This is a genomic window from Synechococcus sp. R5-13, assembly GCF_047462015.1.
Classification (GTDB): domain Bacteria; phylum Cyanobacteriota; class Cyanobacteriia; order Thermostichales; family Thermostichaceae; genus Thermostichus.
Genome location: NZ_JANSIL010000025.1, coordinates 1 through 12610 on the forward strand (window position 1 = coordinate 1; position 12610 = coordinate 12610).

A 12610-nucleotide genomic window follows, 5' to 3' on the forward strand; every position below is an offset into this window, starting at 1 on the left:
GCAGAACAGGCTCAGGGCTACTGAAAGCCCGCTCCGTACCGCTTAGCGGTCGGAGCCGGGTAGTTTACGGAGTGGAGGGCATAGCAGGCCAGCAACCAATTGAGCAGGCGGGCCACCACACGAGCGGTTTGCCGTGTTGCGGATCCCACCGCCACCCCTCCCAGCGAAAGGCCAACCACAGGACGAGCGGCAAAGATGGCCTCACAGGTCTGCAACAGTTGCAACCAACTCACCCCCCCTGGCTCTGGGTGATTCACGGCGGGCGCTAAGGAAGGATCCAGCACACTGCAGTCCACCACCAAAAACACCGGTTGATCCGGCAAAGAGGCCACCACCTGCTGGGGATCCCAGCCATCTTGGGCCCAGAATATTGGGCTGTGGTGGGCTTTCAGCCATGCGTAGGCCCGCGCACTGCCGCTGCGCAATCCCACATGGATCACCGGCAGCTTGTGCTGATAGAGCAACTCCACCCAGGCAGCACTGCCATAGCTTGTATCTTGATCCGGCTGGGTCATCTCTGGGGGCGGCATCAGGTTGGCATGAGCGCTGCAATGCACCACACTCAGAGTTGGGTAGTGCTTCCAGAGGGCACGAATGGCCCCCCAACTGGCGGCCAAGACCGAAGGCAACAGCACCGGCCATTGTTGTCGTCTCCAAGCTTGAGTCACCGCCGCCTCACACATGCCGTAGGGAGGCTCATCCACCAGCCCCGGCAACTGCGCCACCGCCAGCTTATCCACATCGATCCCCAACCTCGGCTCGAAGGCACACAGCTCCGAACCGGCATTGAGAATGGCCATTGGAGCCTGAGTATCGTGGCCAAAGGCGGTGGGAATGAGAATGACCCTAGCGTTGGATTGCGAGCTGGGATGGAGGGACCACTGGGCCATGGGCGCTGTTCCTTTTCCAGAAAGCTGTGGGTCTCCGGCTTGTTCTATGGTGGCCTACAGGGCGCCCAGGGATCCGTCTGAGGGCCAGCCAGTCTGCTACGAAAGATTACAGTTCCCAGGCGGAACTGGGGCCAAAAATCGAGTCAGTGGTAGATTCAAAGTGCTTCGCGCCGCAAACCGCGGTTTGGACAAGGCAAACCACCGCAAACCACAACGAGTTGAGAAAGGTAGACTATGGCTGTGATGGAAGGCGATCCTCGTCAGGGAGCAAAGCTGCCTCTATTTGGGGGATCCACCGGGGGGCTGTTGAGCGCAGCCGAAACCGAAGAAAAATACGTCATCACCTGGACGGGCAAGCCGGGGCAGGTGTTTGAAATGCCCACCGGCGGCGCTGCCGAAATGGTGGAAGGCAAAAACTTTCTCACCTTTGCCCGCAAAGAGCAGTGTTTGGCGCTGGGTGCCCAGTTGAGATCCGACTACAAGATCAACGACTACCAGATCTTCCGCATTCCGGCAGGTGGAGAGCCTGTGTTGGTGCATCCCAAAGACGGCGTCTTTCCCGAGAAGGTCAACGAAGGCCGCGAGCCCATCGGCAAAGTGGATCGCAACATCGGCAAAAACAAGGAGCCGATTACCTACAAGTTCACCGGCGGGAAACCCTGGGACTAAGTCCAGCGGCCCTTGTCTTGTCGGATCCCCTGGTCAATTCAGGGGATCTTTATTTGTTCGCGGGCACCTGGTTCTGGAGCGGTTGCCGACGGCCCTCACCCCCAGCCCCTCTGCTGTTGCTTGTCCCTTTTGGGAAGAGTCGGGCTGCCCCTGGCGAAGAAAAGCCCCAGCCCACCCGGGGCTGGAGCCATACCCGAAAAAGCCCGGGATCCCTGAGGCAGGATCTGGGCCAACCTACTTGGCAATCGCCGCGAAGAACTCCTTGGATTTCACTGGGTCGGGGTGCATGGTTTTCTGGCCGGGCTGCCAGTTGGCCGGGCAAACTTCATCGGGGTGAGATTGCACGTATTGGATAGCTTGCAGGGTGCGCAAGGTTTCATCCACACTGCGGCCAAAGGCCAGGTTGTTAATGGTGGCGTGCTGGATGATCCCTTCTTTGTCGATGATGAACAGGCCGCGCAGCGCCACACCGGCCTCCGGATCCAGAACATTGTAGGCAGCGCTGATCTCCTTTTTCAGGTCAGAGACCAGAGGATACCTCAGCTCACCCACCCCTCCGGCTTTGCGGTCGGTCTGGATCCAGGCCAAGTGAGAGTATTCGCTATCCACTGAAACACCCAGGATCTCGGTATCCAGCTTGGCAAAGTCGTCATAGCGGTCGCTGAAGGCCGTGATCTCCGTTGGGCAGACAAAGGTGAAGTCCAAGGGGTAGAAGAACAACACCACATACTTCTTACCCCTGTAGTCGGAGAGCTTCACCGTCTTGAATTCCATGTCATAGACGGCGGTGGCGGAAAAATCGGGAGCGGGCTGCCCCACTCGCAGGCATCCTTCCTGAGACATAAATCAACGCTCCTTGCGGTAAAGTGCAAATGTAAACCAAACCTAACATACCATACTCATAATGACTCTGCCTTAACTCGATAGATAGCGACGGATCCCAACTGCCGGGATCCGGATAATGCCCATTTTTCCATGCTGATCGGCTCAGCTCTGCAAGGGATCCTGTTGTCATGAGGGTGGCGCTGGAGTTCCTCTATCACTTCTGTTGTGACCGCTGTCGGCGGTGGTGGAGCCAGGCCGATGTGGAGCCCCAACCTGGGGATCGCCTGTATTGCCCCTATTGCGGCCATCAAAATTGTGTGGAGCGCATCGATACCTTTCGCAATGCTGCGCGGGGCAGTTGCCTGACCCGTCCCCCCGATGCCCCTTCTCCAGAGCCGCGTCCGCCCTCTGAAAAACTCGGGGATCGGCCTCAGGAGAAGCGATCCCCAATCTAGTTATCCTGGGCAAACCCAGTCCTCTTGCCCCTGTGGGGCAGCCAGCCGCTAGAGCCTGTCAACCGTTCAACGCATCCGCCAGAGTTCCCCGGTGTGAAGATGACCATAGGTAGAGGTCAACCTCAGGCGAGGAAGAATCCACCAGATGGCGACAGAGGCGGCGCTCTTCCAGGATGGCGGTGGAGCAGCAGCAACTGTAAACTTCCAGATAGTCGTCCGGCTCCGCCTCAAAAATCGCCTGCTGGCCGGGGAAGAGGGTGCGCTCCCAGTGGCCGGGGATCGTGCGGATCACCTGAACCTGTCCGGAACGGTTGACAAAAGCGTATCTTTTCATTGCGTTTTTTTAATGGTGTTAAGAAAAACTTATTGCCCTTAAAATAGGCTACCATCCCTGATCCCCAAGCGGCAATAGTAAGCCGCCAAGACGGGGATCGCTCTTCCTGACTGGCTTTGGGAGATTTGTTCTCTCAGCTTATTGGGGTTGAGAGAATGGGATCCCGAGGAGAAGCCTGCCCTGGTAAACTGAGGGGAAGAGTCTGAAGATATCCTTAAGTTGGCCTTCACCATTCCGAGATCAGCAAGGGGGCACATCGTGGACAACAAGTTGGGGCTAGAGATCATCGAAGTCGTGGAGCAGGCTGCCATTGCCGCCGCCCGCTGGATGGGCAAAGGGGACAACAAGACCGCCGACCAGGTGGCTGTAGAGGCCATGCGGGAGAAACTCAACCAGATCCCTATGCGCGGTCGCATCGTCATCGGGGAAGGAACCCGCGATGAGGCCCCCATGCTCTACATCGGCGAAGAAGTGGGCATCTGTACCCGCCCGGATGCTGAGCAGTTCTGCCGCGTGGAAGAGCTGGTGGAGATTGACATCGCTGTGGATCCCTGTGAGGGCACCAACCTGGTGGCCAAAGGCCAAAATGGCTCCATGGCCGTGCTGGCCATCTCTGAGAAAGGTGGCCTTCTCCATGCCCCGGACATCTACATGCAAAAGCTGGCAGCTCCGCCCCAGGCTAAGGGCAAGGTGCACATCGACTATCCCCCAGAGAAAAATCTCAAGATCATCGCCGAAAGCCTGGATCGGGAGGTGTCGGATCTGACGGTGGTGGTCATGGATCGCAAGCGCCACCTCGATCTGATTCGCCAAATTCGAGAGGCGGGGGCGCGGGTGAAGCTGATTACCGATGGCGACATCTCGGCGGCTCTCTCGGCAGGCTTCAATGGCACCGGCATTCATGCCCTGATGGGGATCGGGGCTGCTCCTGAGGGAGTGATCTCGGCAGCTGCTCTGCGGTGCTTGGGCGCCCACTTCCAAGGTCGGCTGATCTACGATCCCGAGGTGGTTCAGGCAGGCACCTACTTGCCACCCGTGGAGGAAACGCGACGGGAACTCAAAGAAAAAGGCATCGAGGATCCCGACAAGGTGTGGGAGTGTGAAGAGCTGGCCAGTGGCAAGGAAGTGCTCTTTGCTGCCACCGGGATCACCGATGGTGACTTGATGCGCGGGGTACGTTTCTTTGGGGGTGGGGCCCGCACCGAGACCTTGGTGATTTCCAGCCAATCCCGCACGGTGCGCTTTGTGGATACCATCCACATGAAAGATGGCCAGCAGCCCCGCGGACTGCAGCTGCGCTAAGGGATCCCTATCTAACATCCTCGCAGATCGGGGCGGCTTTCCCCTGGTGAAGGTCGCCCTTGCCTTTTTGGGGCCTTTTTGGGAAAGTTACGAAATCTATCAAGCCCCAACCCGTGAAAACGTAATAACTCTTCAGCAAAATCCGGCAAAACCGGTTCGATACTGGTCTTAGGGTTTAGGTAGGCTGAGAAAAGTTACCTAAGCTTGCTGGAACCGAGTCAAGGGATCCCCCATATCGGTTACAGCTTTTGCCTTCTTTCTGAAACAATATTTGCTTTTGTTCAGAGTTTTTGTTTTTAATAACTTTTGCTGTTGCTGTACAGACGACGGAGAGGCATGTTTATCGCGGTTGTCGGTCTTAGCCATCGCACAGCTCCTGTGGAGATTCGGGAGCGCCTCAGCATCGCGGAGGCGGAGGTGGGAGAGACGATCCAGCAGCTTCGCGCCCACCCCCACATTGAGGAGGCTGCGATCCTCAGCACCTGTAACCGGCTGGAGGTCTACATCGTCACCTCAGAAATGGAGAGTGGTGTCCGGCAGACGATGCAGTTCTTGGCTGAGCTGAAAGGGATCCCCTTGCCCCAACTGCGTCCGCACCTGTTTACCCTTCTTTACCAGGATGCCGTAACCCACCTGATGCGGGTGGCTGCCGGGCTAGATAGCTTGGTGCTGGGAGAAGGGCAGATCCTCTCGCAGGTGAAAAAAGCCCAGCAGCTGGGCCAAGCCTGCAACGGCATGGATCGCATCCTCAATCGCCTTTTTAAGGCAGCCATTACCGCCGGCAAGCGCGTCCGTACCGAAACGGAGATCGGCACCGGCGCCATGTCCATCAGCTCGGCAGCGGTGGAGTTGGCTCTGCAAGAGCAGGGATCCCTCTCTCAGGGCAAAGTTACCGTGGTGGGGGCGGGGAGAATGGCCCGTCTGTTGGTGCAGCACCTGTTGGCCAAAGGGGCAGTCGATATCACGGTGGTCAACCGCTCCCTGGAGCGGGCCGAAGCCCTGGCCAAGCAATTCGAGCAGCCGATCCAGGTGTTGCCCTGGGAGTCGCTGCTGAGCAGCGTGGCCGAGTCCAACTTGGTCTTCACCAGCACCGGTGCCACCCAGCCGATCCTCACCTACCAGCAACTGGCAGGGGTGCTGCAGCCAGATCAGCCGCTGTTGTTGGTGGATATCTCTGTGCCCCGCAACATCGATCCCGATGTGGAAAAGCTGAAGGGGGTACAGGTGTTCAATGTGGATCACCTCTCCCGCATCGTGGAAGAAAACCGCGCCCAACGGCAAAAGCTGGCTCTGGCTGCCGAGGCCCTAGTGGAAGAGGAGGTGGATCAATTCATGGAGTGGTGGCGTTCTCTGGAGACGGTGCCCACCATTTCCAGCCTGCGCCACAAGGTGGAGTCTATCCGCGAACAGGAGATGGAAAAAGCTCTCTCCCGCCTGGGCAAAGACTTCGCCGAGAAGCATCTGGAGGTGATCGACGCCTTGACCCGCGGCATCGTCAACAAGATCCTGCACGACCCGATGGTGCAACTGCGGGCCAAACGGGATATTGAGGCGCGGCGGGCAGCCATGCGGATCTTGCAGGAACTGTTCAACCTGGATCCGGTGGTGTTTCAAGCCCAGCAGGAGCGCTAGGGATCCCTTGGCGAAGAGCGCATGACTTGAAGAATTGTAACAGCTCTCCCATCTGGGGTGGAGGGCACCCCTTAGGATACAAAGCGTAAGCCACAGGATCTGGGATTATGTTCGGACAATACGAAGTTTTTGTGCAGTTGGCCCTGCTGGCCTTGATTGTCTTGGCAGGCCCGGCGGTCATCCTGCTGCTCTATCTGCGCGGCGCCGATATGTAGGGGATCCCTCTGGATATTGAGGCAGTCGGGATAACCCTTTGGGAGTGCTGGGGCTAAGCCCAAAGCCAGGAGTGTTTAGCAACGTAACGCTCCTTTGCGTTAGAGTTGTAAAGAAATCCCTAGGGCACTCCTGCTTGTAGGGCGACATCCTGCTGGTCAATGGTTAATATGTCACTCCCCATCCGCAACGTTGCCATCATCGCCCACGTCGACCACGGCAAAACTACCCTTGTGGATGCCCTGTTACGCCAGGCGGGCATCTTTCGGGAGGGGGAAGACATTCCCACCTGTGTGATGGACTCCAACACGCTGGAGCGGGAGCGGGGCATTACCATCTTGGCCAAAAACACAGCCGTCCGCTACGGCGAAACCTTGATCAACATCGTCGACACCCCTGGCCACGCCGATTTCGGGGGCGAGGTGGAGCGGGTGCTGGGGATGGTGGAGGGCTGCTTGTTGATCGTGGATGCCAACGAAGGCCCGATGCCGCAAACCCGCTTTGTGCTGCGCAAAGCCTTGGAGAAGGGCCTGCGCCCAATTGTGGTGGTCAACAAGATCGATCGGCCTCGCGCGGAGCCCTACAAAGCCGTCGACAAGGTGCTGGATTTGTTCTTGGAGCTGGGGGCAGACGAAGACCAGTGCGACTTCCCCTATCTATTTGCCTCTGGGTTGCGCGGCTTTGCCCTGGAAGAAGCCCATCTCAAAGCCTTTCTGGAAGGGAAGTACAGCGGATCCCTGGATATGAAGCCTCTTTTCGAGGCCATTCTCAAGCACGTCCCACCTCCCATTGGGGATCCCGGCAAGCCCCTGCAGCTGCAGGTCACCACGCTGGAGTATTCGGAATACCTGGGCCGGATTGTGATCGGCAAGATCCACAACGGCACCATCCGCCTGGGGGATCCATTGGCAGTGGTGAAAGAGGATGGATCCATTGCCAAGGGCAAAGTAACCAAGCTGTTCGGCTTTCAGGGCCTGCAGCGCATCGAGCTAACGGAAGCTACCGCCGGCCACATTGTCGCCGTGGCGGGGTTTGCCGAGGCCAACATCGGCCATACCCTCACCTCTCCCGAGAATCCCCAGGCTTTGCCGCTCATCAAAGTGGACGAGCCCACATTGCAGGTGATGATCTGCGTCAACGACTCCCCCTTCGCCGGGCAAGAGGGTACTTTTGTAACTTCGCGGCAACTGCGGGAGCGCCTGATGCGGGAGCTGGAAACCAACGTGGCGCTGCGGGTGGAAGAAACCGATTCGCCGGATCGCTTTTTGGTGTCGGGGCGGGGCGAGCTGCACCTGGGCATCTTGCTGGAAACCATGCGGCGGGAAGGCTATGAGTTTCAGGTGGGGCAACCGAAGGTAATTTTCCGCGAGGTCAACGGCCAGCCCTATGAGCCCTATGAGTGTTTGGTGCTGGATGTGCCGGAAGCGACGGTGGGGGCCTGCATCGAGCGGCTGGGGCAACGGCGGGGAGAAATGCAGAACATGATGGTGGGATCCGATGGTCGGGCTCAGCTGGAGTTCGTCATCCCGGCGCGAGGGCTGATCGGCTTTCGAGGGGAGTTTATCCGCATCACCCGCGGCGAGGGGATCATGAGCCACAGCTTTCTGGAATACCGTCCCCTGACCTCTGAGATGGAAATGCGCCGCAACGGGGTGCTGATCGCTTTTGAAGAAGGGGTGGCCACTACCTATGCCCTCAAGAATGCGGAAGATCGAGGTGTATTCTTTATTACGCCAGGTACCCGCGTTTACAAGGGCATGATCGTGGGCGAGCACAACCGTCCCCAAGACTTGGAGCTGAACGTCTGCAAGACCAAGCAACTGACCAACCACCGGGCTGCAGGCGGGGAGGAGCTGGTGCACTTGCAAGCGCCGGTGGAGATGACCCTGGAGCGGGCTTTGGAATACATCGGCGAGGATGAGCTGGTGGAGATCACGCCCCAGTCGGTGCGCCTGCGCAAGGCGCAGTTGACGCCCTCTCGCCGCTAGTTTTCTCAGCCAACTGGAAGAGAGCCTGGCTCACCACCGCCGCAGGTAAGAGGCCAAGTTGGGGAAATAGAACGCCCCCCAAATCCCCAGCAGGATGACTCCCAAGCCGAACACAACCAGCCAAAGGCGCGGTCGGCTGTGCAGCTTATTGGATCCCACCTGGACGTAGGCCAGATCCACCCAAGCAGTATTGCCGCGGCGGAACCAGCCCACCACTTTGACGCGCCGGCCCACCAGGGCGCGGATCCGCTTCAGGCCGGAAAAGACATTGCCCACCGGCCCCAAAGGGGAAGTAAAGCGCACCGGGATCAGCCCTGTGGCCTCTTGCAGCTTCAGCTCTGCCCCCAGTTGATAGCCGGAGGGGCCCAGTCCCACCAACTCCCCCTCCAGCTCCACCCATTGTCCGCGGCGGGGATCCGCGTCGGGATCCGCCAGCAAGCTGAGCACATCCGTCGGCCTTGCCGGCAGGGATCCCCCGTACATCAATCCCGCTTTGGCCCACAAGCCCACCCCGTAGCCCACCACCGCTGCTGCCGCGATCACCTTGGGATCGAGACGGTTTTGCAGCAGCAGGTAGAGGATCAGCCCCACCAGCCAGCCAATGAGGATCCCGACCACTTCGGCTGCGTAGATGGCCAGATCCAGCCAAAACCGGCTTTGCAGGCGGGCCACATCCAATTTGGACCCGGATCCCAGGCTCAGCTCCGGCAGGAGGCGCAGCCGCTCTCCATATCCCGCCAAGACCTTGAAGCGGTGCCCCGGCAGCGGATGGCTGGAATTGACCTGCATCCAGCGGGCCCAAGGGTTGATTTGATCCCAAAGAAAGACTTGGCCAGCTTGGGAGGGATCCTGGAGGCGGGCGGCAGCACTGGCAGCGGCGATGGTTTTGAAGTCCAAAAAGCTGAACAGGCGGGTGCAGTGCAACAGCGAGGAAGGTCGGCGGTCGTTTTTGTGGGCCTCCTGCAGGCCAGCAGCCGATTTGAGCAGAGCAGCAATCAGCCCGTTCGGGTTGCCAGTCGCCTCTACAGCAAAATGGTCGGCATGGTAGGTGCCCAGGCGGGAGAGGAAAAACAGCGGGTAGGAGAGCACCGTGTAGATGAGGTAGAGCAGAGGGGCCACATGCCCGATCAGATCCCGCCGCCGACTTTGGCCGCGCCCCTCCCCCAGCTTGCTCACCTGCTCCAAGGCCAGGTAAACCAGTTGAATCGGGGATCCCAGCAGGGTCATGACCAGGATATCTCCATTAACAATTCGCCCCAGGGCCTGGGCGTAGACGGCGGCAATCTCATCCTCAGAAAGCTGCTGCAACAGGGCTTGGGTGACCACAATGCGGCAGCCATCAGAAAAAGTGCCGTAAACAAAGGCCAGCGGCCCAGCATCCGGGATCACCCCCAGTCGGGGCTGTTTTAGCTGGTTTTGGGCACAGATGCGCTGCAGCAGGCGCGCCGTTTCGGGGCTGTGGCGTTCGATTTCGCCAAGCCTGGCCCAACGCAACTTGTGCAGCCGTTGGTGGAGCTGATCCATCAGCCAGGGGGCAAAAAAGAGAAGGCCTACTCCAAAGTTGACCGCCAGGCTGCCGGCCACCAACCACCGCAGGCCATTGCGCAGCCAGGGCAGCAACCCCTGCAAGAACCAAAGCTGCCGCGGAAAACTCAGCCGGCCAAAATCCAGATGGCTGCCTACCAACACAAAGCTCAGCCACCAAAGGAAGACAATGCCCACCCCCAGGGATCCCCACTTGGCCCAATGCAGGGGGCCGGCCCGCTCCGGCAGGGGGATCTTCATACCCAGTTGGGCGGCCCGTTGACGGGTGGACAGGGATCCCGCTCGAGGAGACGGCTCCTCTGGGGGAGCAGAACGCGGTTCGACAGGTTTGGCGGACGGAGCAGCCAGGGACTCTGTTGCAGTGGGCAGGCGAAGCAAGATCTTCTTGGCCCAGCCTTGCGCCTGGGGGTTGGGGTGTTGCAGCAGCTCTAGGCAGAGGGACCGTGCCTTCTCCGTCTGGCCCAACTGGTGGTAGGCCCGCACCAGGTTCATTTGGGCTTCCAGGGCTTCGCCGTCAGATGAGTCTGCCGGGATCCCTAATGCTTTGTCCTGCTGACGGGATTGGGCCAGGTAGCCTTCAAAAAGTTGGATGGCCTCTTGAAGGCGGCCCTGCCGCAGGGCTTCCTTGCCCGCCTGGACGGCATCGGGGATCATCGGCTTGCTCCTTGCCTGGTAGGGTCTGCTTCTGGAGATCGATTGGATCCATCTGCTCCCCCAGCTTACTCAGGGATCCAACCCCGAGAGACTGGATCCCCCCTAAAGGGGGTGGTGGAGCAAGCGCCGCCGCAAGCGATCCAGAGCCGTTTGGGCGCTCCACCAACGCACCCCTTCTCTGCCGCGCAGGCTGCCAAACCGGTACTCGTGTACTTCCACCTTCCCTTGCGGATCCGCCAAACCCAGATACACAAGACCGACTGGCTTGGTGGCGGTGCCTCCCTCTGGCCCGGCAATGCCGGTGATGCTCAAGGCCCAGTTGGAGCCCAGGACTTGCTTGGCCCCCAGCGCCATTTGGGCGGCCACCGGCTCGCTCACGGCCCCGTGCTGTCGCAGGGTTTCCGGATTCACCTGTAAAAGCTGCTCCTTGATGCGGTTGTCGTAGGCCACGATCCCCCCCACAAAATAGCGGGAGCTGCCCGGGATCCCGGTCACCAACTGCCCCAGCAGCCCGCCGGTGCAGGATTCTGCCACCGCCAGAGTTTGACCCCGTTGCAGCAACAGCTCCCCCACCACACCGGCCAAGGTGGCGTCATCGCTGCCGAAGTAGTCTTCTCCAGAAATCTGTAAAATCTGCTCCACCACCGGGGCGATCAAGGCTTGGGCCTCTTCACGACTGGGAGCACGTCCGGTAACCCGCAGGCGTACCTCCCCCTGGCTGGCGTAGGGAGCCACCGTAGGGTTTTCCCCCGCCAACAGGGATCCCAGCCGTTCGGCCAGCGTCGATTCGGGAATGCCCCAATAGCGCAGTACCCGGCTGTAGAACACCTCTTTTCCCCAGCCGATGGAGCGCAGATAAGGCACGGCGGTCTCCCGCCACATGTGTTGCATCTCCCGCGGCACCCCAGGGAAGGTGAGAATGTGCAGGTCGGGCCGGGGCTGCCAGATGAGGCCACAGGCGCTGCCAAGCGGGTTGGGCAACACCCTCGCTCCCCGGGGCAGAAAAGCCTGCTTGCGATTGCTCGGCGAGGGCACAAGGCCCCGCTGCCCGTACTTTTGCAGGATCTCTTCCCACACTTGGGGGTGCTCCACCATCTCCGCCCCAAAAAAGGAAGCCAGCGCCTCATGGGTGAGATCGTCCGGCGTCGGCCCCAAACCCCCGGTGATCAGAATCAAGCTGGAACGACCACAGGCCACCTCCAGCGCGTGGTGAATGCGGGCCTCGTTATCCCCCACCACCGTTTGGTAATAGTGGGGGATCCCCAGTTGCGCCAACTCGGCTGCCAAGTACTGGGCATTGGTATTGGTGATCTCTCCCAAAAGCAATTCTGTGCCGATGCAGAGGATCTCAGCCCCTTGGGGAATAGCAGTTTGCGGTGGGATCATGCTTGGCCTCGAGCTCAGCTCAGCCGCAAGAGAAGTATACAAGCAGGGAGGTCTCGGCCTCCCTGCGCGCCCCCAGATTTTGGGCTTGCAGTTGGCCATTCCAAATGGCGGTGAGACAACCGGCAAGTTTCCATCTCCGGCGCCGGCAAAAAGATTGGGGGACGAGATGTATCCGACAGCACAACAGCGACAGACGCTGCAGCAGTGGTTGGGAACAGCTCGGTTTGTTTATAACCGCACCCTAGATTTTCTGAAGTCTTTAGAAGGCGAGCGTCCACCTGGATGCAAGTAGCTACTCACCACATCTTGCCTTCTCTACCAGATTGGGCGAAGGCAGTCCCGTACCAAACCAGAAAGTGGCAGTCATTGTTTGCGTTGGCCCATTCAAGACTTGAGGGATGAGCGCCAAGGCGGCCAGGTTCTGGGTGGACAACTTTGACATTTATTCTTTGACATTTTCTTTGACATTATTTGACATTGTTTATTGTCTTGGTTTATTGTCTTGCTGCTCAAGTTTCAGACCTCCAAGATAGCGGTCAGAAAGCAGCGCCAGCTACATGCCAAGACGGTGCGCTTGCTACTGGTGGGCGCGTAGTGCGTTCCAGGAACGGCCAGAGGCTGTGGCTGAGCAGTACGGGAAACAAGCATTGACATCCTCCCCGGCCTGAAGGCCGGAGATTCCTACCACGCTGCGCATGGATGGCTCCTTGCGCAGTC

At 59.4% G+C, this 12610-nt stretch carries 12 protein-coding genes; 7 read left to right on the plus strand and 5 right to left on the minus strand.

Going from position 1 to position 12610, the window contains the following annotated elements; all coding sequences use genetic code 11:
• Nucleotides 1-17: 17 nt before the first annotated feature.
• The gene (locus NW840_RS02255) at nt 18-890 is read right to left on the minus strand and encodes an arginase family protein (RefSeq protein ID WP_414342163.1); all 873 of its coding nucleotides are present in this window, start codon (nt 888-890) and stop codon (nt 18-20) included.
• 234 nt (nt 891-1124) lie between these two features.
• On the opposite strand from NW840_RS02255, the gene NW840_RS02260 reads away from it, so the two are divergent.
• Nucleotides 1125-1559, plus strand: coding sequence for a photosystem I reaction center subunit II PsaD (locus NW840_RS02260; RefSeq protein ID WP_414342164.1), 435 nt, complete (start codon nt 1125-1127; stop codon nt 1557-1559).
• Between the two features lie 234 nt (nt 1560-1793).
• Here the strand turns inward: NW840_RS02260 and NW840_RS02265 are convergent, their stop codons facing one another.
• Nucleotides 1794-2402, minus strand: coding sequence for a peroxiredoxin (locus NW840_RS02265; RefSeq protein WP_011433828.1), 609 nt, complete (start codon nt 2400-2402; stop codon nt 1794-1796).
• A 170-nt stretch (nt 2403-2572) separates the two neighbouring features.
• Here NW840_RS02265 and NW840_RS02270 point away from each other — a divergent pair, with 170 nt between their 5' ends.
• On the plus strand, nt 2573-2839 hold the full coding sequence (locus NW840_RS02270) for a hypothetical protein (protein WP_414342165.1): 267 nt from the start codon (nt 2573-2575) through the stop codon (nt 2837-2839).
• Nucleotides 2840-2897: 58 nt separating this feature from the next.
• On the opposite strand, the gene NW840_RS02275 is transcribed toward NW840_RS02270, so the two are convergent.
• Complete coding sequence (locus NW840_RS02275; RefSeq protein ID WP_414342166.1) at nt 2898-3173, minus strand: DUF1830 domain-containing protein; 276 nt, start codon at nt 3171-3173, stop codon at nt 2898-2900.
• Between the two features lie 258 nt (nt 3174-3431).
• On the opposite strand from NW840_RS02275, the gene glpX reads away from it, so the two are divergent.
• The 4 genes from glpX (at nt 3432) to typA (ending at nt 8308) form a co-directional block, all read left to right on the plus strand.
• On the plus strand, nt 3432-4475 hold the full coding sequence (gene glpX / locus NW840_RS02280) for a class II fructose-bisphosphatase (protein WP_414342167.1): 1044 nt from the start codon (nt 3432-3434) through the stop codon (nt 4473-4475).
• A 336-nt stretch (nt 4476-4811) separates the two neighbouring features.
• Nucleotides 4812-6107, plus strand: a complete 1296-nt coding sequence (locus NW840_RS02285; RefSeq protein ID WP_414342169.1) for a glutamyl-tRNA reductase — start codon at nt 4812-4814, stop codon at nt 6105-6107.
• Nucleotides 6108-6214: 107 nt separating this feature from the next.
• Nucleotides 6215-6322 (plus strand): photosystem II reaction center protein Ycf12/Psb30, encoded by a 108-nt coding sequence (gene psb30 / locus NW840_RS02290; RefSeq protein WP_011433833.1) that lies wholly within the window; start codon nt 6215-6217, stop codon nt 6320-6322.
• Nucleotides 6323-6490: 168 nt separating this feature from the next.
• On the plus strand, nt 6491-8308 hold the full coding sequence (gene typA, locus NW840_RS02295) for a translational GTPase TypA (protein WP_414342171.1): 1818 nt from the start codon (nt 6491-6493) through the stop codon (nt 8306-8308).
• A 30-nt stretch (nt 8309-8338) separates the two neighbouring features.
• Here typA and NW840_RS02300 read toward each other — a convergent pair whose 3' ends face one another.
• Both NW840_RS02300 and NW840_RS02305 read right to left on the minus strand, forming a co-directional pair.
• A complete protein-coding gene (locus tag NW840_RS02300) occupies nt 8339-10507 on the minus strand; it encodes a M48 family metalloprotease (protein WP_414342172.1) in 2169 nt (722 codons plus the stop codon).
• Between the two features lie 102 nt (nt 10508-10609).
• On the minus strand, nt 10610-11893 hold the full coding sequence (locus tag NW840_RS02305; RefSeq protein ID WP_414342174.1) for a competence/damage-inducible protein A: 1284 nt from the start codon (nt 11891-11893) through the stop codon (nt 10610-10612).
• Between the two features lie 166 nt (nt 11894-12059).
• Here NW840_RS02305 and NW840_RS02310 point away from each other — a divergent pair, with 166 nt between their 5' ends.
• Nucleotides 12060-12185 carry a helix-turn-helix domain-containing protein gene (locus tag NW840_RS02310; protein ID WP_369791772.1) on the plus strand — a complete coding sequence of 42 codons (126 nt, stop codon included), beginning with the start codon at nt 12060-12062 and terminating at the stop codon, nt 12183-12185.
• Nucleotides 12186-12610 lie beyond the last annotated feature (425 nt).

What these genes read in the sequence shown, in the direction of transcription:
- NW840_RS02255 (WP_414342163.1), bottom strand. Translation starts at nt 890, where the DNA reads ATGGCCCAGTGGTCCCTCCATCCCAGCTCGCAATCCAACGCTAGGGTC.
- NW840_RS02260 (WP_414342164.1), top strand. Translation starts at nt 1,125, where the DNA reads ATGGCTGTGATGGAAGGCGATCCTCGTCAGGGAGCAAAGCTGCCTCTA.
- NW840_RS02265 (WP_011433828.1), bottom strand. Translation starts at nt 2,402, where the DNA reads ATGTCTCAGGAAGGATGCCTGCGAGTGGGGCAGCCCGCTCCCGATTTT.
- NW840_RS02270 (WP_414342165.1), top strand. Translation starts at nt 2,573, where the DNA reads ATGAGGGTGGCGCTGGAGTTCCTCTATCACTTCTGTTGTGACCGCTGT.
- NW840_RS02275 (WP_414342166.1), bottom strand. Translation starts at nt 3,173, where the DNA reads ATGAAAAGATACGCTTTTGTCAACCGTTCCGGACAGGTTCAGGTGATC.
- NW840_RS02285 (WP_414342169.1), top strand. Translation starts at nt 4,812, where the DNA reads ATGTTTATCGCGGTTGTCGGTCTTAGCCATCGCACAGCTCCTGTGGAG.
- psb30 (WP_011433833.1), top strand. Translation starts at nt 6,215, where the DNA reads ATGTTCGGACAATACGAAGTTTTTGTGCAGTTGGCCCTGCTGGCCTTG.
- typA (WP_414342171.1), top strand. Translation starts at nt 6,491, where the DNA reads ATGTCACTCCCCATCCGCAACGTTGCCATCATCGCCCACGTCGACCAC.
- NW840_RS02300 (WP_414342172.1), bottom strand. Translation starts at nt 10,507, where the DNA reads ATGATCCCCGATGCCGTCCAGGCGGGCAAGGAAGCCCTGCGGCAGGGC.
- NW840_RS02305 (WP_414342174.1), bottom strand. Translation starts at nt 11,893, where the DNA reads ATGATCCCACCGCAAACTGCTATTCCCCAAGGGGCTGAGATCCTCTGC.
- NW840_RS02310 (WP_369791772.1), top strand. Translation starts at nt 12,060, where the DNA reads ATGTATCCGACAGCACAACAGCGACAGACGCTGCAGCAGTGGTTGGGA.